This is a genomic window from Pseudomonas mendocina, assembly GCA_037482215.1.
Taxonomy (GTDB): domain Bacteria; phylum Pseudomonadota; class Gammaproteobacteria; order Pseudomonadales; family Pseudomonadaceae; genus Aquipseudomonas; species Aquipseudomonas mendocina_E.
Window position 1 is genome coordinate 362959 of record CP148074.1, and the last position, 23831, is coordinate 386789.

The following is a 23831-nucleotide window of genomic DNA, read 5'->3' on the forward strand; positions in this document are numbered from 1 at the left end:
GAGAGTCCATTGAGTGCCCGCAACACTGCCCGCAGCACTGCATTTATCCGTTTGAGCCAGGAAGGCCGTACCGATGAGGTGGTGCGCCGGTTGGTCGAGGCCATCGAGTTAGGGCTGTTTGCTGAAGGGCAGCAGCTCCCAAGTGAGAGTGAGCTGGCGCTCCAGTTGGGGGTCGCCACTGTGACCTTGCGCGAAGCGTTGGTGACCTTACGTCAACGCGGGTTGATCGAGACACGCCGTGGGCGAAACGGCGGTAGTTTTGTCTGCGCGCCGGTGGAGTTACCTGAATCGACTCTGTTGCAGCGACTGCGTGATATGAGTGGCCCAGACCTGCGCGACCTTGGTGATGAGCAGGTGGCGATCTCCGGGACGGCAGCGCGTCTTGCGGCACACCGCAGCTCCCGTGAACAGCAGGGGCGTATTGCTCAGCATATTGAGTCGCTCAAACAGGCGACTACGCGATTGGCCCGGCACCGTGCTGATGCGCGCTTCCATATTGAAGTAGCAGCTGCGGCTCAGTCGCTACGCCTGACCCATGCAGAGATGCGACTGCAATCGGAAGTTGGTGAGCTATTGTGGATGGATGCTGCAGGCGGCAGTGATGTGAGTGCCATCGAGCAAGAGCACCGAGCCATTCTCGATGCATTGATCAGTGGTGATGCTGTGCTGGCGGGAGCCCTTGCAGAGGCTCATGTCAGCCGGGGTATCAAGCGTTTGATGGCGCTTCGACTGGAGTTACTGGCCCATAGTGATGGAGTCTCCTGAGTCAGTTGCTTGGTTGGGAGTTAACCCTGACTGAGCGTTATAAGAACAATGTAAAAACCGTGTGAGGTAATTCCATGACTGTCGTGAGCGAAAGCGACTCTCTTGCTGTGTGTGCCCGACAGCTCAACAGTACGGTGGGCGTCATCTTCAGCCAGGTTCGGCAACTGGTGGATGTAACGATCGAGCTATGGGAGCGCGTGTTATCTGAAGGGCGCCAGCCAGCCTCGAAAGACCTTGCCCTGTTACGGCCCGCGATTGACGAACAGCTGCTCTCCACTGGAGCATTTGGTTGTGGTGGTGGCGTAATTGTCGATCCCGGTTGTCTGGCCGACCGAGAAATGCATCTGGAGTGGTGGTATCTGGCTGATGGCGGTAAGACGCTGCCGTTACGGCCGAACTTCGACCGTCGCCGTGAAAACTTCTATGACTACACCAATATGCCCTGGTATTCCCGCCCTCGGGATTCGCGCGGCAGCAGTGTAGAGGGGCCATATGTCGATCTGTATGGTACCAACATGTACGTGTTGACGTTCACCATGCCGATCTTCGTCGAAGGCAATTTTATCGGTGTGGCAGGTATGGACTTGTCGCTGCACAACGTCGAACGAATGCTGATACGCAGCCTCATGAGCCTAGAGAACGAAGCAGTACTGATCTCGACGGATGGACGGGTCATTGCGTCGAATACCGCCAACTGGATGGTGGGCGATTTGGCGCCTAAGCTCCTGGATCCTAGGCCAATGCAAGGTGTACGACTGGTGTTGGATGAGCCTGAGGCGGGCTGGTCACTGATTAGGCTACCAGGCCTTCGTGGCTAGGGTGGATGCGCGCCGTTTTAGGCCGAGGCTCATCGTAAGGCGTTGGCCTGTCCGGACCTGCTAACTAGTTGGATTAAGGCCAAGGCTCTGTGCTGAGTCGAGACTGTCGTGTGAGTGATTGTTCGAGTATCCATCTTTGTCAGGCGTGGGTGATCAGCAAGCACACCAGATTGATCCAGCTAAGGCTTACAGCCTGATTGAATTCGCTTTCTCTGGCTGCTAGGTATGGCACGGCTGGGTATTATTGGCAGTCATAATGGTCGTTAGCACTTTATATAGCTCACCTGGCGGTACGGGCTTATGAAGCAAATGAGCGCCACTGTTTAGGGCTTCCCGAAGACGTTCAGGTGCGGTGTCTCCGGTGATGATGAGGGCAGCAAGTTCAGAGCCCACTTTGGCCCTTAGACGGGATATGGCCTGTGCTCCAGTCTGGTTTCCACGTAAACGGTAATCGCTGATCAGTAATTGTGGAGTCCATTGAGTGACGAGATCCAGAGCCTCGTTGGTACTTTCAGCAGCCCTACAAATGCATCCCCAATCTGTTAGTAGATGGACCAAGGCGTTAAGCGCCAGAGTGTCATCTTCAATGACTAGCACCTTTAAACCACGCAAGAGACCGGTTTGGAGTTGGACGCCCTGCAGGTGGTTGTAACTGTCCTTAATGTCGGCGGGTGATGCTAGCGGCAGGCTGATTCTGAAGACGCTACCGCGTCCTGGTTTGGATGAAAGCGTAAGCTTATGATTGAGTGACTGTGCAAGCCCCTCTGTAATGGCAAGCCCCAGCCCCAGCCCTTTGAGTCGGTCCCGCTCTGGGTTTCCCAACTGGTGGAACTCTCGGAAAATTTCACGCTGATGATCAGGTTCGATGCCTATTCCTGTATCGAATACTTCGATCATGACGTTGTCACCACGCTTGCGGCAGCCAACGAGCAGGCCGCCACTATGGGTGTAGCGAATTGCATTGGTGATAAGGTTTCGCAGCATCAACTCAAGCAGGTCTGGATCGGAATATACCGCCAGCCGAGTCTCTCGGCATCGATAAACAATATCCTTACTGTCGACCAAAGACCCGAGCTCGTTTTCGAGCTTGTTAAATAGAGGTTGAAGTCTGAATGCGCTGAGTTTCGGCTCAATAACGCCTGCTTCGATACGCGAAAAGTCCAGCAATGTATTGAGCATTTGTGCTGAAGCTTGGCCTGCGGCACGAGCATTGTTCAAAATCTTGTGTTGCTGATCATTAAGGTCACTGCGGGACAACACCTCAAGGAACAGCTCTTGGGCGTGAACGGGTTGGCGTAAGTCATGACTGGCTGCGGCGAGAAACTTGGATTTGGCCCGGTTGGCTTCCTCTGCTTTGCCGCGCTGTTGTTCGGCATTGTGGCTTTCGATCCTAAGTCGCTCAATGAGGTCTAGATTCTCAAAACGCAGCCGCATGGTTTGGCGAGAGGTTCGTTGCGCCAGTAGTGCTTGACCTGCCTGGCCAGCCACAAAAAGCGTGCAGCCGATGGCGAGTGCCGTAAATGAACTGTCGTAGAGTTGGAAAAGTTTGCTGTTTATCGCTGCAAGTTGAGCAATCTGCATGCTCAGGTAAAGGGGAAGAACCGGGGCCAGAAGTGACACAGCATTGCCGCTGACGCCTGCCAGCGAAGCCATCGTCAGCAATTGATCAGTCAGACTGGACTGACCCATCATGACCCACGCTAGTGAACCCCACGCCAATCCGTCTATGACTTTAAGGCCGCTCATGACGACGATATGCCTTGAGCTGTTGTTATGGGTTATTCCTTTGCGTAGAGCGATCCAAGCATAAATTACGCATAACAGGCGGCTGAATATAATGGCGCTAAGCCAAGTCACAAGCGCCTTTTGCTTATCTGGTGATTGAAAGAACGTCACCAGCAGCAGTGCCAACGCGGTGCCCATAAAAAAAGAGTTTTTGATGCCGCGAAATACCAGTTGCACTTGTTCAACGCGGACATCACGTTCTAAATCAGCAAATTGAGGCGAGTCAGTCAAGAAATCAGTCCCATGAGGCGTGCAACAAAGGCAGCCTCAGAACGGCTGGAAACCTGCATCGCCTGCAAAATAGCTTGTACGTGCCCGCGCACTGTGTTTTCCGAAAGATGAAGGCGTCGGCCAATCAATTTATTGGGCAGGCCAAGACATAGCAGCTCCAATACCTCGGTTTGTCGGGGGCTTAGGCGTATGGTTGCTGTCGTGGATGGGGATGAGCGAGTTGGCATAGCAGGAGCCGGTAAATGCCCTGCAAGCACTTGTGCAAGTAGTTCCAGCATCCGTGCAGGATTTTCGGCTTTATTGATAAAGCCTTGCGCCCCCCGATCCATGGCCTCTTTTTGAATATGAGCGTCTTGTATCGCCGACACCATCAGTACTTTTGCCTCCGGCCATCTGCGTTTTAGTAACGAGATACCGTCCAGGCCATTAAGACCCCCAAGCTGATGGTCGAGCAACACGAGATCGAAGCAATCGTCCGAGAGTAGCAGTGCTTGCTCCAGCGACTCCGCCTCTGAAATTTTGACGTCACCCATGCCGGCGGCTAAGACCATGCTGATCCCAGAGCGGAAAAGTGCGTGATCGTCGATAAGTAAGATATGAGTCGTCATGTCGGCTATTCAATCGTACGCTCGTGCGTCTAGCAAGCGTTCAGTCCAAATGGACTATGGTTCCGTTTGCGTGACCCGACTAATGTTCTCTCCTACCAAATCCTTTTTAAGGCCCGTGCCGATTTAACGCTCCGAATGCAGCGCGGCAGGCTTTATATCATTGATACTCGTTACAGAGGGTGCGTCGATATGTCGGTTAAAAGTCGCTCGAAAGCGGTAGCCCCATCCAGCCAAAAGAAGGGTGCTTCCTTTGAGGATTTTCGTCCGAGCCAGATTGCTACGGCGCTGGCTGTGGCGCTCGGCAGCGCCCCTGTATGGGCCGTTGATGCCGGTGTGACTAACATTAGCCTGTCCACGCAGGGAAGCACTGGCACAAATATCGCCACCTCTGGTGCAGTCACTAACATCACAACGACCACGGTTAAAGGTAGTACCGGCTTTAACTCGTTCGGTACGTTCGAAGTGGGCCAAGGTAATACCGTTAACCTGCATGTACCTAGCAATGCCAATAATCTGGTCAACTTGGTGCATGACTCCAAAACAGTCATCAACGGCACCCTTAATGGCCTTAAAGACGGCAAGATCGGTGGCAACATCATCTTTGCTGACCCGCATGGCATGGTGGTGGGCGCTTCCGGTGTGGTTAACGTCGGCACGCTGACCGTTACAACCCCCAGCAACACTCAGATGCAGGAAATGGCGGCGGTTATTAACCGCAGCAATAACGCTGCTGAGGCCGATAAACTGGCTGCCGACATTATGGCGGGTAAGTACATTGGAGGAACCGGCGAGGTCAAAATCGAGGGCAAGGTCAATAGTGCCGGCTCGGTCAATCTGTTTGCCGCTAATGCCATTATTACTGACACTGCTGCGGTCAATGCCGGTGCCAAGATATTCAATGCCACAGTTAACACTGCCGGCCTGGTAGATGCGACCGCAGCGGTGCGCCAGGATGGCATTATCACTATCGTCGGCAAGAGTAGTGCGTACATCAACGGTGACCTGCAGGCGCTGATGGCCGATGGCGCTGGTGGTGATGTGGTGGTCAGCGCACCGGATCTGGAAGTAGATTGGTCGGGTAAGATCATTACCCGTGCCGACGACGTTACGAAGACATCAGGAAATATCGACCTTCAGGCTTACACCGACCAGAGTTTTGTGGCTGCCAAGGCGGATGGCTCTAAGATCGATAATGTGGCTGACCTCAAGGCGGAGATTACCCGTCAGAGCGCCTCTAAAAACAATGTTGCGAAGATTAAAATTTCCAGCAACGCTGAGTTGAATGCGGGGCATAGTGTCGCCTCCAGCGCAGGCAATATTACACTTGAAGCGCGGGCCGTTGAAAAACAATCGGGCGGTTATGCCAGGGCTGATGCCTCGATTGAGATCGCCGGTATTCTTACCGGTAAAAACATTACGGCGCACTCCGAGGCAATCGCCAGTATCGAGTCCGGATTGCTCAAATCACTGTTCAGTGATGTGGAGCTGACGGCAATAATTGACAAGGTCAAAGCTGCCGATAGCACGTTAGATGACGCCAGCGCTGCACAATACGTTTACGCTCAATTGGTGGATGCACTTGCCACCGTTAAAAGTATTCCAAGCACCACATCACTGGCTGATTTCAGTGAGTTTATCAGTATCCTCCCTTACGCCACCTTTGCGGTAGCCGATGCGTCTTCGCGGGTGACTGTCGCAAGCACAGCTAATATTGCTGCTTCTGCTGACTTGATGTTGGCTGCTGACGCCACTCGCCATGTGGATACAGCGAATTTTTCTCTGCCGATTATTACCTCCAAACTGCCGTTCAACGCAGGTATTGCCTATGGTCGACTCAGTGGTGAGACCAAAGTGGAGGTCGTTGATGCTGCAAGACTTACCTCTGAAGACCTTTCAGTACAGGCTCATAGTCAGAACACTCTGAAAATTGAAGGTACCGCCTCAACCACGCGTGATGGTACAGGCGTGACTTTTGACCCTGATACTAAGAAATACACTGCGCCGAGCAATAGCACGACTTGGTCAGCTGCATTCAGTATGGCGCATACAGATCTGACAACGATCGCTTCTGTGGCGCGTAATGCCAATCTCGCGGGGGTTAAAGGTGATGTGACGGTGAACGCCATCACTGAGCAGCTCCTGAGCAATAAGGCGTCGTCCAAAAGTACAGGTCAGGGGGCTGTAGGTGGGCCAGGGGTAGCCTTGGCGTTGTACAACAGCGACACGTTCGCTTTATTCAATGCTGATTTGATCAATGCCAACTCGCTGAGTGTCAATGCAGTGAATATGGTGGCCGAGCAGTCCAACACCGCGATGGTTCAAGCTGGTAAAGGATTTTTGGACAGCCTTCAGGCAAAAATCCTGTCGCAAGCGGACTTTAAAGCCTTTACCACCTCGATTGGGGATTACATCAAGTCTCATTGGCTGGGTAAGAAAATTCTACCTGAGGGTAAGTTGGCTCCTAGCGAGCTGCGTGTTGGCTCAGCGGTAGCCGTGTCTATAGCTGATCACCAGGTGGAAGCGCGGATCGGCGGGGGTAGCCTAGCCCAGAAGCAAAATATCACTCTCAGAGGTGATATGGCTGTAACTGCGCTGCAGCAGCAGCGCAGTCTGCACAATACTGCCGAGAGTTCTGTTCTAGCGGACCAAGATAACGGCGACGGCACCGCTCGAAGCGTCAGCGTGGCGGTTTCATACAATCAGTTGACCCAAAAAACCCGGGCCTTGATCGGCAATCATACTGCGGTTGAGGCTGCGCATATCGGTGTGGCTGCGCGCAACGTTCAGAGTCTGGATTTCGCAGGACTCGACCGCTGGAACTCATTAGGTGCCGTTTTCGATAATTTAACAACTCACGTTCCTGCGTTGGTTTCTATCCCTGGGAAAATTGGCACTTCTTACGCGAACTCCAATACAGAAGGTGAAGAGGCCGGTATCGCGGGTTCTGTGTCGTCATTGGTTACGAACATTGACGCAGAGGCCTGGGTCGGTGACTACGTCACCCTGACGGCGACCGCTAGCGGTAATGACTGGTATAAGAATCCTTTCGCTTACCTGCCGAAGCTGTATGACGAAGACGGTAATGAGGACAAAGCGCGCAAGGCATTGCGTGAGTTTGCCTTGGACTGGGATTCGGCTGTGGATATCGGTGCGGTTAACCACATTCAGCAGTTGGGAATTTCCGGCAACATCGCCCTGCTTCTGTTTGGTAGTAGTTCAGGTGGTACAGCTGTTGGGGGCAATGTCAACGTTCAGGTTACCAATAACAACGCCAGCGCGGGTATTGGCGCGAACAGTACGATCAAAGCTAAGCGTGTCGATGTAACTGCCCTTCAGGAAGAGTTGATTATTGGCGTCTCGCCTTCAGCTGGTAAAGGGGTTAGTACCGCCGGTAACGGCTCCATTGTAGTCAGTGCGGTCAACTCAGACGTTAATGCCTCCATTCATAACAGCACCCGTGTTGAGGCTGACCAGGTTGGTATAAAGGCAGAGCATCAACTGGGGTTGTGGACGGCAGCGGGCGCGTTAGCGATTTCCGATGAAACCGGCGTTGGGGCTGGGATTGCTCTTAACGTTGTCAATACGGATATCCAGGCGCTGGTGGGTGACAACCGTGGCCTGCGCAATAGCGATAATGCGCTGGGCGCTGGAGTCGCGGGGAATGGACGGGCAACCTGGCTTGCTGATGAGGTATTGGTCAATGCAGACAGCAACGGCCAGGTAGGCGCCTTCAGCATTGCGGGTGCAGTGGCTCGTACGGCTGATGAAACCGCCGAGCAGAAAAAAGCGCAAAATGAAAGTGGTGACCAAGGGCTGGTGGACTCGGTTGCGGGTATCGGGCAAGGCCTGCTACAGGCGATTACCGGGGTGATCACTGGAGATGCCGCAGGCGTAGGTAAGGCAGGGCTGCTTAATAGTCTCACGGCTTCTAAAAATGCAGCTGGCAATATTAAAGATGCAATCGTTGATGCGCCTGGCAAGATTAAATCGGTGCTCGAAGGGCTGCTTAGCGATGAAATGCCAGGTAACAGTCAGACCAAGCAGTCAATTGCGTTTGCAGGCTCCGGAAGCATCAACGTCGTAGGCCAGAAAACCCGTGCACACTTAGGTGACATTGTTCTTGACCCACGGACGCCAAGTGCAGGCAGCAAAGTTACGGTCTTGTCGCTCAATCATACGAACCAGCTCAGTGGTTCTGGTGCTGGTGCCATCACACTGGTCGGAACTAAGAAGGCTCAGAGCAGTGCAGGCATTGCCGGCGCAATGGCTTACAACCATTTGTTCAACGTCACCGAAGCTCACCTGAAGAACGTCACGCTTAATAACAATGATTTGTTGAAGGTGCAGGCCGCCAGTGCCGGTGATCAGGTTGCTATGGGGCTTGGGCTTGCAGTTGCCACGGCTGGCCAATCCAATACCGCGGTATCGATGTCCGTGTCAGGAGGGGTGATTACAAACACCACCTCTGCCTTAGTACTCGACAGTGTTATCAATCAGCGCGTGGCCGAGAGCCAGGGTATTGCGGTCAATGCTTACGACCGCAGCCGCACCTTGCTAGGTGGCGGCTCATTCTCGTTGGCAACCGGCGGTCAAGGTTCGGCGACCAGTGCCGGAGGATCGTTGGTGCTGGCCGTGCAGAAAAATAGCCTGACAGCCGACTGGCTGGGCAGTACTGCCACCGGTTTTAAACGTCTGGATGTCTCGGCTAACACCGCAGCCCGTGTATTGGCTGGGGCCGTTGCTGTGGCTGTCACCACGGGGCAAGACGGCACTTCGGGTTCTGGCGCGATAGCAGTGGTCGTTGTCGACAATGACGTGCGTGCCAAGGTTGATAAGTCTGATAAAGGCAACTCCTCTCTGATTGGGGGGGAGGTCAATGTTAAGGCGCAGAGCGTGGCCGGCATGTCGGCGCTGGACGGCGTCTTTAAACAGGCGGGTCTGACTGCTCTTAGTCATACCGGGTTGGATCTGGATGGCAGCGAAACCGCGGGCCAGATCAACGGCAAGATGGACACCGAAAAGAGTCTGTTCGATGAGGATGGCGCCCCAAAAACACAAGGGACCGACGATCACCTACTCTTTAGTGGCCCTCTAGCTGGTGAAGCGGTGCTGGCGATCGCTGGTAATGTTGCGGCTAGTTCCGGAAAAAACTCCGTGGGCGGGGCGGTCAGCATCGTCTATACCGGCAGTGACTACACTGCCAGTGTGGCCAACAGCACTGTGGATCTTACTGGCGACCTCAATGTGAGCGCCGCTAACAGCACCACGGTGCTGTCTGCGGCTATTGGTGCGGCTGGTTCTAAAGAAAATGCTGTGTCCGGATCAAGCACGGCGGTAATAGGCCGTGGCCGGATCAATGCCAACGTCGATATGACCGGCAAGACCCTCACTGCCAATAACCTAACGGTCACGGCGACCAAAGGCGGCGGTGCTTACTCGCTTGCCGGTAACATTGCGGTCGGCATGAATAATGCGGCAGTTGGTGGTGCCATCAGCATTAACGATATGGAGCAAACCGCTGCTGCCACTGTACAAAACGGTACGTACAGCCTGCTGGGTGACGCGACTATCGCAGCTGCGATGCAAAGTAAGATCATGGCAGCGGCGTTGTCCGGTCAGGGGTCGGCGGATGGCTCGGCTATCGGTGGTGCTCTCAGTTACACCAGAATTGACGACACTACCCGTGCGTTGCTGACCGGTGCGACGCTGACTGGGCGTGATCTTTTCATCAGCGCCAGCCAGCCGGATTTGGGCGCAAGCATTAAATCGGTTGCCTTCAATATCTCCGCTGCAGGCGGTCAGGCGGGGGTAGGCGGTGCTGTAGCAGTCAACCTGCTTCTTGCTGAACGCAGCGCCCGCTTGACCAACAGCGATGTATCGCTGACCGGCTCGGCTAGCCTGAAGTCGTCTTTGGACGGCGAAATATGGGGTGTGGCGGTAGATGCTGCCGGCGGTAAAGATGTCGGTGCCGGTGGCTCCATCGTCGTCAACGTGATTGATGGTGAAGACGAGGTGTTGGTCGACAACAGCCGTCTGGTTTCCTCGGGCCCTACGACCACGCTTAGCCTTGATGCGGCCTCGGGCAATGGCCTGAAGATCGCTTCTCTTGCGGGTTCGGTAAAGGGCGGCGGTCAAGCGGCTGTCGGTGGTGCTATTTCGGTTAACCGTATTGGTGCTAACCGCACTGCGCTGATTCGAAACGCGCGCGAGATCAGTGGTTTCTCTAATACCACGCTCAACAGCGGCGCGAAGCAGGCTATTTACGCCATTGCAATTGCCGGTGGTGGCAGTGGCAAAGTGGCGGTGATGGGGTCTTCGACCAGCAACGTGCTGCAAGGCACCGAGCGCTCGGCCATTGAAAACAGTACGGTGAATGTGGGCGCGCTTAGCCTGTCCTCTGCGTTGGGCGACCGCACCATCTGGAGCCTGGCCGGTGCCTTCGCCGGTGGCGGCAAGGTGGCGGTGGGCGCCGCCAACACCAACAACATTATTCTGTCTAAGCGCCTGGCTGAGGTGATTGGCGGCGATCTGACAATCGGTGGAGCGTTGACGCTCGCCAGTGGTGGATCCGCTAACATTCGTTCGGCGGCAGTGGCGGGTGGTGGTGGCGGTACGGCTGCAGTCGGCGGTTCGATCGCGATCAACGTGGTCGATGGTGAAGAACGCGCTGAAATTAAAGGGGCTGTCGTTAAGGCAGGATCAGTCAGCGTCGACGTCACCCGTGGCAAAACCGATATCAAAACCCTTGCCGGTACTGGGCAGGGGGCTGGTACGGCAGGGGTTGGGGCGTCAATCGCGGTCAGCACCATTAATCAAAAACGTACTGCACGTATCGTCGACAGTACCCTGACGCTGGGTGCGGGCAACGCTACTGTTAAGGCCCATACCAACGGCAATATCCTCACACTGGCGGTGGCCGGCGTGGGCGGTGGCTCTGCTGGCGTAGCCGTCGCTAACACCAGCAATAACATTGCCGCCAAAACTACGGCTGAAGTGGTCAACAGCGGCGGTACGGCCGGCAAGCTGGAAATTCTGGCCAGTGATACTTCTGCTATACAAGCAGGCTCTGCCGGATTTGCCGGTGCGGGAACCGCAGCCGTCGGTGTGGGCACTGCGATCAATCGGGTAGACAGCGAGATCAAAGCCCGCCTGACTGGCAATCTCGCTTCGGGTTGGGCCCTGACTAATCTGCGCTTGGATGCCAACTCCGCAGCTAACATTATCGCTGGCTTTGCGGCCGGTGGTGGTGCTGGTGCTGCCGGAGTGGCGACCGTAGCGGCTACCAACATTATTCAGACTCTTACTGAGGCCTACATTGCTGGTGGTGCCAAGGTCGTTGCACAAAACAACATTGCGGTCAGCGCCCGTAACGTTGACAGTATCTTGGGCTCGGCAGCGGTCGGCTCCGGCGCAGGTACCGCAGCGGTCTCGGCGCTGGTCACAGTCAATGTGGTCGAGACCAATACCAAAGCCTATATAAGTGGTGCTGGGACACAGGTCAGCGCACTGGGCAAAAGCACAACTGACACGATGCTGGTGGACAGTGGCGAGCTGAACAATGCGCCGTCTGATAGCCACGAGTGGTTTAAGGCTGAGCAGTTCAACCCCTATCCAAATCTGTCGATTAAGCAACACCACATCACCGGCTTGGCTGTACAAGCAAGCTCGATTCAGCAGGTTGGGCAGATCGTTCTGTCCGCCAGCGTGGCGGTAACGCCGCTGGCCAGTGCTGCCGTTTCAGGTGTGATTAACACGACCGTGTTGGGCGGAAGCACGCTGGGTTACATCGACGCGGCGCAGATCAACCAGGTTAGTGGCGCGGGGGCTGCACAGAATGTACGCGTAGGCGCTAACAGCCACAGTTACACCGCGGGCTATTTGGGGGCAGTGGCTGCAGGGCCAACGGCGGCATCAGTCGCTGGCGCAGTGGATAACGTCATCATCTCGCGTCAGACACAGGCGCGCCTCAATGACGTGACTCTAGCTAGTAAGGGCAAGACAGAAGTACTGGCCGGCTCCAATCAGTATGCGTCCACGATCATTGCCAGCATTGCCGGTGGCATTGTTGCGCCGGGCGTTTCTTCAAGCGTAGTGATCCTGAAGGGTGACACTGACGCCCGCATTAGCGGCACGAGCCAGCTTGATGTGGGTTCACTTAAGGTAAGTGCTAATGCCAAGCAGAGCCTCGCTCCCAACGCAGTCAGCATTGGCGGTGGTGGGGTTGCAGTTGGTGGTGCTGTAGTCACCCTATACAACCAGAGCATTACCCGTGCCTGGATCGGGAAGATGCTCAGTGATGCGGCGGGCACCCGGATTAATATTTTCAGTGGCAACACTGAGATCAGTGCCACTAACAGCACGGACATCTCCTTGAAAGTTGCCAGTGCCGGTGGCGGCGGTGTGGCCGTAGCCGGTTCGATTGGCGTCACTGTGGTTGAAACAACCACTGAAGCGGGTGCAAGCCAAGTCAACTTTGGTAGTGAGGCCCGCAAACTGGGTAACCTGACCATTACGGCTAAGGACACCCTCAAGGTTCGCAATAACGTTGGCTCGGCCGCCGTGGGCAGCAGTAGTTACGGTGCCAGCGCCAACGTGCTGGTGGCCAACAGCGGCACCCGCGCTCTATTCGACCGCTCTGCGCTGCATGGTAGTCAGTTCAACCTGAAAGCGTTGCGCGAAGGAGATGTTGTTCTCAATACCGTTACCGGTTCCGTGGGGATGAGCAGCGGACTAGGCGGTAGTCTGGGCCTTCTGTTGCTGGGTTCCGGCGCCGCCAGCGTGAGTGCTGGTGGTCAAAGCTACAATGCGTTGGATGAGCTGAACAAAGGTGGTAATGGCTCTCTGAGTCAGTCTGATAAGTTGGCGGGTGCCGGGAAAACAGGTGATCTGACTTACGACGACTATCAGTGGAACGAAACCACTCAACAGTACGAACTGGTCAGCAAAACTGACAAATCGACTCAAGACCGTGTAAACGGTGACAGCAATAAAGCCAGCTTGGGCGATCGTTTATCGGCTAGCAGCACTCGCAAGCACGAGACCCTGGCTAAGGTCAGTGGCAGCACCATCGATACCAGCGGCGCTAGTACCATTGTCGCAGAGGACAAACTCTACAGCCGCAACCTGACGGGTGCTGCCGTGGGCGGTGGATCTGCTGTGGGTGGTGCATTCGGCCTGACACTGTCTAATGCACGGGTTAATGCGGAACTGTCAGGTGGTTCGCTCAAGGCGGCTTCGCTGGATATCTCCGCGAAGTCGGGCAATCTCAACAGCAGCCCTGCTGTTGAAGTGCACAGCCTCAGCGGTACGGCGGGTTTCTCGGCTGCACTGGGTGCATCTGTGGGCGCTGCTGTCCTGAATAATCAAATCAACGTTGCACTTAACGGTGCGGTGACGACCACGGGCTTGCTCAAAGCGCTGGCCGAAGACAAACAGTCAATCAAGGTTCAGGCTCTGGGGGCAGCCGCAGGTCTTGGGGCAGGTGCCGGGCTGGTGCTGGGTGTCGCAGCGCATGACAGCGTAGTTAAGACCAGTGTTGGGGCCGGCACTCAGCTTAAATCAGGCGGTAATCTGCAGCTGGATGCCACCTCGCAGGGCCCGGTTGAGCTGATAGGGCGTGGTGCAGCAGGTGGCCTGGGCGCCGGTGTGAATGCCAGCATTTTGCTCGCCCGTGATAAGAGCACTGCCATTATCGACGTTGGCCAAAATGCGGTACTCAACGCGGCAAATGCATTGAGCCTGACGGCTACAGCCAGTCCGAAAGTGAAGGCCAGCAGCTTGGGTATTGCTTTGGGCGGCTATTTGTCAGCGGGTGCAACGGTAGCGGATGCGTTGGCTAAAGCCACGGCAAAAGTCAGCCTAGGTAGCGCTGCGGTGTTGACTGCCAAGAGCGCTGACATCTTTGCCCATGTTGGGCGTCAAGATGGCGCGAGCAGTGCATTGGTTGATGCGCTGGGGGTCTCCGGTGGTATTGGTATTTCCGCCAATGCGGTGGTTGCCCGTGCGGTTAACGAAAGCAGCAGCCTGGTTGAAAGCACCAACACCACCCGTTTTGTCGGCACCGGTGGTGATTGGGCGTTGCGCGCTGCCAGTGAAGTGCATCAGCGTGCGAAAACCACAGGGTATGCTGGCGGCCTGCTGACTGTGGGGGCTCACGTTGCTGAAGCCCTGTCCACCACCACCACTCAGGCTCTGATCAATGGTGTGTTTGATGGCAACATTAAACTCCTGAACGTTTCAGCTACCTCCACGGTGGATAACGAAGCGCGTTCTCAGTCAGGTCAGGGCGGCCTGGTCAGCGGGGCGGCGTCGATTGCCAATACCCGTGATGACGGTACAACCCGCGCGCAACTTTTTGCAGTCGGTGCCGGCAGCGACACCATCGCCCGTTTTGCCGGCGTTGATCTCAGCGCTCTGCACACCTCTAACTTCAATGCCTTTGTTGACAGCATCAACGCCTCGCTTATTGGGGCCAGTGGTGCTCATGCTAAGAATAAAGTCACCCTGACCACCGAGAGCCTGTTGCTGGCTAACTCGAAGATTCTGACTGAGGCATATGAGCAGAGTGCGACGAGTAAAGTAGTTAAAGCAGCGAGTACTGATTACAACGTTAAATCGGGCTCCGGTGGTGTGCTGAATGCGGCAGCTGCTTTGAGCGAGTCAACGATCAGCATGAATACACTGAGCCGTGTAGGTAGCGGCGCGATTGTGGACCTGTCTGGGGACTTCCGTGAGCCACAGCACCTTAAAGTTTCGGCTTTCAATGACGTATTCGCCCGTGACCGCGTTAAGCTCGACAGCGGCGGTGCTATTGCCATTGCTAAAGCGGACTCCAAGGTCGATGTCACCCGCGCCAGCGCAGTTGTGGATATCGAGACTAATGCGCAGTTAGAGAGCATTGGTGACATCATTATCAGCGCCAGCGGCAAATACGATATTGACACCCACAGTGCAGGGAAAACCTGGGGGCTGGCCGGTGCAGCCATGGGCCAGACGCTGGCACGTGTGGTGGCCAACTATGATGTCAACGTTAAAGCCGGCAGCACTCTGCTGGGCTATGGCGATGTAAAACTGTATGCCGGCCAGGATTTGGCTGGTGGCTCGAACCAGGCAAGACTGGTAGCGATCACTGACTTGTGGAACAACACTGCCTTCCCGGTCACTAATGATCCGGGCGCGGATGCCCGCTATCAACGTAACGCGCAGATTACGGTGGCCGCCGGTGCTAACGTCAACAGCGTGGGGGACGTGTATGTTCACGCGGATAAGGGTTACGGCAATCTGACTGGTAAAGGTGTGGCCAAAGACCTTTACACCGAAGCGTTGAATGCTGTTGGCCTGGCGGTGGAGCGCACAGGTGGCTCCAGCGTTAACGTTCACACGGCAGTCGCTACGCTCAATGGCAACATCAATTCCGGTTATTTGAATAACCGCTTTGTGACCATCAATGGCCTGACCTATTGGGTCAACGGTCAGGAAAAGACTCTGCAAGAGCTGGCTCAGTTGAACCTGAGCAAAACTGACAAGCTTGTAGTACGGCCGAGTGTCACCACCAGTGATGACAAAATCACCTATCGCCTGACCGAGGGTACTTACTCACAGTTCATCACTGCACGTATTGAGCAGATCAACAAGAACCTGACCAACTATGGCATTTCTCCCATCGAGAAAACGGCCATGGAAGCCGAGCGCAATCTGTTGCAGGTGACGTTGAATCGGCTGTATCAGGAAATGGGCGGAAATGGCACAGGCTCTATAGCGAAAGACCACAAAATCTACATCTTCCAGCTCGATCAATTACTGGCCAAGCCCGGTAATGTAAGGGTTGTGGCTGATTCCCTGGTAGGCAGTGGCAAGCTCCGCGCGCCTGGCGATGCCTCTATCAAAGTGGTCAACAACAGTTCGGCGTTCCTTGATATCCGCGGTCTGGAGATTCCCTACCACGAAGGCGGGCAGCTGCTGTTTAACAACACCGCGATGACCAGCCTTGCTCAAATCAATGCGGCTAACCGTCAGACTGGGGCAGCGTTTAACCTGCAGTTATCCGCCAGTTCTGCGGAGCCTGTGATTAGTGTGATCAACACCTATAACCCTGCAACAGGGGTGGTGGGTGCTGATGGTATGCGCGCACCGGCACCGGATATCTACATCAACGGCAGGCTGTTCAACCAGCGCGGGCTGGTGAGTGTCACGGCGGCCTACGGCAGCATCTATTCCAACGCAGATATACGTGGCAAAACGGTCGAAATCAGCTCTGGTCGGGATTTTGTGCTGAACTCCGATTCGCCGTTCTACCATGTTGGCGGGGATCCGGCGGGTAGCACCGGTACTACGTTGAGCCAACCCACTAAGTCCACTGTGGCGGCTAATAACGTTGTGATTAGCGCCCAGCATCTGAATATCAACGGCACAATCCAGAGTGGCGCTGCCAGTTGGAAAACCACGATAGGCACGGATCTCGCGGCCCGGATCGACCAAGGTCGCAAGACATATAAGGCCACCGGCAAGCGCTACCTGCAGCTGGTGAGCAGTGACGTGCGAAACGGCATCCTCGGTTACAGCTATGACTACCTGACTGAAAGTCTGGTTATGGACAGTGTTGAGGTGGCTGGCGGCTACATGGAGCTCAGCGGCCACATCATGAGCACTGGCAACGGCCAGCTTAAAGTGCTGGATGGTTTCTCTCAGGTAGAGATTGTCAATAACAGCGGCTACAAGCTGAACCTCAATACCCTTGACCTGGGCATGAAAACCCACGGCACCTTGCGTCTGAACGATGTCCGCACGGTCAGCGGCAAGCAGGTGGTTTGGTCGACCGTCTACACCCGTGACTTTGATGCTGGCCGCAATAGCTATGTGGTGAACATGCGTCAAGGCTACAGCCAGGATATCGATACCGCCGCAAAAACCTACGTTACGACTGGCCGCGATACCACCTTCAACCCGGTTGCTGGGCGTGGCTACGTATGGCTGACTGGCCAGAAGCAAACCACCACGACTGTCGAAACCTGGTACAAAGATAAGGTCTGGGGCTTGTTCCCTAGTGGTGATGGCACGCTGTGGTCTCGTGACGTCTACACGGACCCGGTTAAGGTGCCGATTGACGGTGCTGATTACATGTCCAGCGGTTATTGGGGTACTCCGGGTCAGATTGCCGAGACCAGTACGACCTACAATGACGGTACGCCTAATGTGGAAACCAGCACCTGGACCACCTGTGAGGCATGGTTCCTGTGGTGCCACGAGAAGCGCAGCTGGCTGGAAGAAACCACTGTGCAGGGTGAGCGGATTATCAATCGCCACGAGGTGCGTGCTGACAGGCCGATCAATATCAGCTTTATCGGCAGTGACACAGGCCTAGTCAATGTTACGTCCAACACTGAGGTCACCCTGCTGGGCTCCATTCTGAACCCAACAGGTACCGTTAATATCACCAGCGGCGGCAGTCTGTTGCAGAACGCTGATCACTTGGTGATTTCGGCCAAGGATTTGAATCTTAAGGCTGCTACCGGCATTGGAAGCGATGGCAAGGCCGTGAGTGTACAAGTGGGCAATAACCTGTCCGCTAGCACCACCGTGGGTGATTTGAACCTTTCGGCTATCGGTAACGTGAATCTGGCGAAACTGGAGTCCGGGCGCGGCAATATCAGCCTGAGTGCGCTGGGTAATATCACTGCTGCCAACGGAACAACTGTCAAGGGTTACTCGATCAACCTGCAATCCGCTTACGGCAGCATTGGCGCCAGCAACAAACTGCTGAATATCGACAGCGGTTATGCCAGCGGTGCTATGTCTGGCGTGGCTGCCCTGACTGCTGGCGCTTCCGGCGGCATCTTCCTCAATGAAACCAGCGGTGATCTGGCGGTTAACCGCGTTATCGCCGGTGGCGATATCCACCTGAAAGTGGCTGCCGGTGATCTGATTGATGCCAACTCGACCCTGACTTACGACACCCGCACGCTGGAGCAACTGCAGGCGCTGTGGAGTGACATGGCATTGACCGGTACGGCTGCTGAGGCGGCTTTGGCCGAACAGAAACAAATCCTGATTGATGCCGGCCAGCGCAGCTACGAGCGTTACTGGCAGATGCGTACCGGCGCCAATGGTTTGGTTCAGGTCTTTGATGAAAGTCAGGCCCTGCTCTCAGCCTCACAGATTGCCCAGCTTAAGGAGATGGGTTGGACTGATGCGCAGGTTGATCAGGAGCAGTTGCGTCGCGCAGCTGAATACAATGCGTTGCACGACCGCTTCGGCATGGGTACAGGCTATGACGCAAGCTTTAAGTACCAGCTCAGCGCAACGGAATCCGCCATGCTGGAAAGTACAGCCAGCTGGACACCGGAGCAGTTGCAGTTCTCGATCTCTTCTGCCCTGCTCAACCGTGGCACCAACACTCAGGTCAAGGTTGAAGAGCTCAATATCGAAGGTAACAACGTTACCCTCGAAGCCAACCGTATCGGTCGGGTTCTGGATGCAGATGTGCTGGTCGATCTGAGTGTCGGTATTGAGAATCTGACCACCGCACAATTGGCAGCGCTGGCGGCGGCTGAACATGATGATGTGTACTTTGATGATCCGAATGACAAGACCAAACTGCGTATTGTTCAGCGTGACGACATCAACTTGGCGGCAAGGGGCAACCTCTCGGTTACTGCGGTTGGTGACGTGTTCCTCGGTGGTGAGCGCGACCTGAACCTGTACAACGTGAAGGGCGACACCATTCACATTAAAACCAACGGCAGCATCGAAAGCGCCAACGGCCAGAATATTGTGCTTAAAGGCAACGATGTGTTGCTGGAGGCTTCTTCTGGCGCAATTGGCGGCAAGGGCTCGCTTAACATTGAGGTGAAAGGTGACCTGACAGCTCGTGCTCAGACCCTTAACCTGACTGCGCACGGTGATCTGAACATCCAGCGCCTAATTGGTCTTAACGGGCTTAACCTGAAGGTCGTGGGCGGTAACTTGTACTCTTCTAGCCAGATGGGTGAAAACCTGCTGGGTGGCAACATCAATCTGACGGTCAGTGGCAACGTTGGAACGTTCACTGATCGCGTCCAACTGGGCACCTCTGGTCTGGGGCAGCAGATTGTTCTGGATATCGATGGCAATGCTTATCTGGGCGGTTTGCAAGGTGCAGCCAGTGCTGCCGGTACACTCAACTTTGGCGCGGTTTCGGTCGATGGTCTGCTCGATATCGCCCAGACTCGCGACCTGCTGCAATACGCCAACTGGTCGTTGGGCAGCCTAGCGCTGGCGCTGAGCAACCAGTGGACGATGGCTTCTGGCACTAACCTGACAACTGCCAATGGTATTTTTGCTCGTGTAGCTGACACAGCCACACTGGGCAATGTGTTTGCTAATAACACCTCAGGCAATATTGATATTCAGGCCCGGCTGTTGAGTGCCAATGCGGCTGGCCAAAGCTGGAAAGCGGGCAACCTCCTGACCCTGCTTAGCCATGGTGATATCGGTAGTCAAACATGGAAGGTCGGGGTTGCTGGGCGCGAAGTGGACATCACCAGTAGCCAGGGTGCGCTGTACCTTATGTTGCTCAATGGCACCCTGGGCGGGTCTCTAACCAGTGCACTTGGACAATTCCTGACCAGCGCCGGAAATGTAGCCCTAGACTCAGTTACCAGCCGTACCGATAAAGTTGAGCTGGATGGTAGTGGCAACGTCAGTATTGACACACTCAGTGCCCAGCTTGACCTTGATCTGTCTGGTGCCAACTTAGCGTTGGGCACAGCCAATACCGCGCAGGGCGATGTCCTGGTTGATGTCAGTGGGGCGTTCAGTGCGGATGAACTGCACAGCGCTACCAAGCGCGTGCAGGTTAAAGCCGGTGGTGCTCAGTTGGGCAACGTCAGCGCTGCGACCACGCTGAATATTCATACCACTGCAAATGCTCTGCGCATCGGCACTGGCATCAGTGGCGGCAATATGGAGCTGACCACCGCAGCTGGCTCGCTGGCTAATATCCACTTTGGCCCACTGGCTAACCCGAGCACGCCAAATGTGCTGGTGCCGACACACCTGAGTTCCGGCGCTAACCTGCTGATTCGTGCGGACGGCGATGTGCTAGGCGGTAACGCCGAGGCCAATGGGCTGCTGGAAATCTTTGGCCGTAATGTGACCTTCGGGCGGGTTCAGAGCTGGCTGGGTGATGTATTCCTACAAGCCACCGGCAATGCTCAGCAAGGCCACGGCAACATCACCGGTCTTAAAGTGGATGCTGATGGTTCCGTGAGCATCATCGGAGACGGCACGCTAACCATCGATAACGTTGAGTTTGGTGGCACATATACATTGCGTGCGGGCAATGACCTAAACGTGGGGCTTGGTGGTGACCTCAATATCACTGGTATTGCTGAGGCTGGCCGTGATCTAACGTTCAACGTGGGGGGGATGGTTGACCTGCAAGGCATCCAGGCCGGTCGCAATGTCGTGGTCAACTCTGGTGCCGGGGTGAATCTCACCGAGGGTGTACAGGCCGGCGGTGCGGTAAGCATCAACGCACGCAACGGCAACATCACCATCGGAACTGGCATCAACTCTACCGGGAGCTTCCGCGGTAACTCGGTTAATAGTGATGTGCAGCTTACCGCTACGGGTGACATCCGTGTGCCGACGATCACCACCGCTAATGGTCAGATCAGCGCTAACGGTCAGAACCTGAGTCTGGATGATCTGTCCGCCAGCGCTAATGTTGGCTTGCAGGCAGCGGGTCTGATCCGCGTCGGCACCAGCCGCAGCGGTGGCGATCAGAGCTGGCAGGCGGCACAGGACATTAACCTGACTCAACTGCAGGCAGGCGGTACGGTAAGCCTTACTGCCCGTGGTGGCGACATCAACGTGGGCACGGGCATTCAGTCCAGCGGCCTGTTTGGTGGTGCAGCTACCCTCGGTAATGTGCTGCTGAATGCCTCCGGCGATATCAGTGCACCGGTTATCAGTGCCGCCAACGGCCGTATTTCCGCCAACGGCCTTAATCTGAGCCTCGGTGATCTGAGCGCCAGCGCAGACGTTGATCTTCTGGCCCGTGGTGCCATCCGCGTCAATAACAGCCGCAGCGGCGGGGCGCAAAACTGGTACGCGGACGACGAGATCTTCTTCGAGCGTTTACTTGCAACCGGTCAAGTAATGCTCGACAGCCTGCTGGATACCCGAGGTACTGAGCTGGCCTCTGATCAGGCAGTTACCGTCCGGGCCGGCTGGCGTGACGGCGTGGCCAGCGATGCCAGTATCCTCATTGATGAGATCCGTGCTCCGAGCATTAGCTTGTGGTCTGGTCGTCTGATTCGTGTGGGTAATGCCGGTATCGGTCAGAGCCTTGACCTACATGCACAAGATATCGAACTGTACGGCCAGCATACTGGTGCCGGTCAGTTGAACCTGAACATCACCGGTAGCGCCAACAGCATTGCTGATCGTCTGGTCCTCGGTCTGCAGGCCAACCAAGTGCTGATTCCTTATTTGCACGCGACTGATATCCAGTTGCAGACCGGTGGCGATCAGCTGGAAATCCTGGATGCTCAGGGCGTGCAGCGCATGCGTCTGCAAACGTCGCAGGCGGTGGTGCTGATGAATAACGCCGGGCCGGCTTATCTGAACGGTGCAGATGTTCAACTGTATGAACCGGACGGTGCCTTCAGCTTCTCCCAGAACCAGCTGACCAGCACCACCAATGCCTATGTACTGCACCGTGCGTTCACCCATCAGGTGCTGCTGCCTAACTTTATGGAGGATCATGAGGGTAATAGCGGTCTGCTCTATCAGGGTATGACTGCTGCCCGTTATAGCGAGCAGTTTGTTTCGCGCGAGTACCTGATGGCTCGCTTGGCCTCGTTACTCAGTGCTGCAGCGCTGCGTGTACCAGGTGGTGGCTGGGTTGCTAACTGGCAGCAGCAGCCAGCCAGTATGCGTATCAACCTGAACATGCCTGAAAAGCCTTCGACCAGTGAAGAGGTAAGCAAGTGGGAAATTTGATCATGGGTCGTCTGGCAGGGGTAAGTGTACTTGCGCTGTTGGTAGCAGCCGAAGTGCAGGCTGCTACACCAATCCCAGCGGGTATTCCGGGGCAAATTGATCCGAATCTGCAACGTAACCAGCAGGAGCTTATCCAGCGTCAGCAAGAGATTGAGGAGCGTGCCCGGCGCATTGAAGTGCCGGCCCTACAAGGTGAAGCTTCGCCTTCGCAGGAACTACCTTCAGCGGACGAGCGCTTTGAGCTCAAGGGCATCCACTTCAACCCGTCGGTGTTCATCGAAAAGTCGCGGTTAGAGGCGATGGCTGCTGACTATGTGGGGCGTGAGATCAGCTTCAAAGACATCAATGAGCTGCTGAGCAAGATCAATGCGATCTATGAACAGGCTGGGCAACTGACGGCTCGCGCTGTGGTACCGCCGCAGAACGTCAGCAATGGTGTGCTCAGTATTGTACTGATCGAAGCCAAGGTGGACGGCGTGAGCTGGCAGGATGCGCCCCAGCATGTGGACGAGTCATTCTACCGCGATCGTCTTGGCATCACGCCAGGTGAAACCCTGGACAGCGCCGCGCTGGTGGCAGCCATCTCACGCTTCAACAGCACAACCCCAGGACCGCAGGTTAGCGCCGGCCTGGCACCTGGAGAGGCATTTGGTAGCACTCGAGTCGATCTTCAGGCATTCGAGCCTGATCCGCTACAGTGGTCGCTGTTCTTCAACAACTACGGCAGTGAAAGCACTGGCCGCGAGCAGTATGGCGGTAGCCTGACCTGGTTTTCACCTACTGGGGTGGCAGATGCGCTCAATGCCATAGTAGTTGCTACCTCTGGTTCGGAATACGGAAGCCTGCGCTACAGTCGTCCGGTTAACCGTTACAACGGTGTGGCCTATGTAGAGGCCGGCACTAACACCATGTCGGTTGAGAAGGGACCTTTCTCAACCATGGATATCGAAGGTGACTCCACTACCTACGGTATCGGTTATGACCAGCCGTGGTGGGTGGATAATCACTGGACGCTGCTGGGCGGTATTGGCTACAGCCATCAGACCTCTGAGTCGACTATCGCTGGCGTGCCGCTGAGTGAAGTAGATGTGGATGAAGTGGTGCTCAAGGGCCAGTTTGAGTACCGCGATGGGCCTTGGTACGGCCGCTATGAGCAGCGTCTGCGCCAAGCATCAGTGGACAATGCCATCAATGGCGAAGGCGATAGTTATCAGTTGCTCAACGGCATGGGTTACCTGAGCCGCGAGGTTAAAGAGGATTATCAGTTGGTGGGACGACTGTCTTGGCAATTTGCCACAGATAGTGAGAGTCTGCCGTCTGCGCTTTTGTACCAGTTCGGTGGTATCAGCAGCGTTCGTGGCTATGAGTCTGGGGTGATTGCCTCGCCTCAGGGCGTGACGATTAACGCTGAAGGCTACTGGCGATACAACGAAATGCTGCAGCCCTTCGTATTCTTTGACTACGGTCGCGCGATGGAGCTGGGCACGTCCGATGTTGACCTGATGAGTGTCGGCATAGGACTTAATTTCAACTGGGGGCGCCGCGTCAGTCTGAGCGTGGTTGCGGCGAACACCTTGGAAGATGTGACACCTGATCAAGACAGTGGGCAGTTGCTGGCGCAATTGATCATTCGATAACA

General features: G+C 55.5%; 6 protein-coding genes. 4 read left to right on the forward strand and 2 right to left on the reverse strand.

Going from position 1 to position 23831, the window contains the following annotated elements; all coding sequences use genetic code 11:
• Positions 1-9: 9 nt before the first annotated feature.
• Both WG219_01525 and WG219_01530 read left to right on the forward strand, forming a co-directional pair.
• Complete coding sequence (locus WG219_01525) at positions 10-765, forward strand: GntR family transcriptional regulator (protein WXL26193.1); 756 nt, start codon at positions 10-12, stop codon at positions 763-765.
• 74 nt (positions 766-839) lie between these two features.
• Positions 840-1583, forward strand: a complete 744-nt coding sequence (locus WG219_01530) for a cache domain-containing protein (GenBank protein ID WXL26194.1) — start codon at positions 840-842, stop codon at positions 1581-1583.
• A gap of 219 nt (positions 1584-1802) precedes the next feature.
• Here WG219_01530 and WG219_01535 read toward each other — a convergent pair whose 3' ends face one another.
• Both WG219_01535 and WG219_01540 read right to left on the reverse strand, forming a co-directional pair.
• Positions 1803-3599, reverse strand: a complete 1797-nt coding sequence (locus WG219_01535; GenBank protein WXL26195.1) for a hybrid sensor histidine kinase/response regulator — start codon at positions 3597-3599, stop codon at positions 1803-1805.
• Positions 3596-4207, reverse strand: a complete 612-nt coding sequence (locus WG219_01540) for a response regulator transcription factor (protein WXL26196.1) — start codon at positions 4205-4207, stop codon at positions 3596-3598. Before WG219_01540 ends, WG219_01535 begins: the two co-directional genes overlap by 4 nt.
• Positions 4208-4396: 189 nt before the next feature.
• Between WG219_01540 and WG219_01545 the strand changes: the two genes are divergently transcribed.
• Together WG219_01545 and WG219_01550 are read left to right on the forward strand one after the other, a co-directional pair.
• Positions 4397-22192, forward strand: a complete 17796-nt coding sequence (locus WG219_01545) for a leukotoxin LktA family filamentous adhesin (protein ID WXL26197.1) — start codon at positions 4397-4399, stop codon at positions 22190-22192.
• Positions 22180-23829, forward strand: coding sequence for a ShlB/FhaC/HecB family hemolysin secretion/activation protein (locus WG219_01550; protein ID WXL26198.1), 1650 nt, complete (start codon positions 22180-22182; stop codon positions 23827-23829). Before WG219_01545 ends, WG219_01550 begins: the two co-directional genes overlap by 13 nt.
• Positions 23830-23831 lie beyond the last annotated feature (2 nt).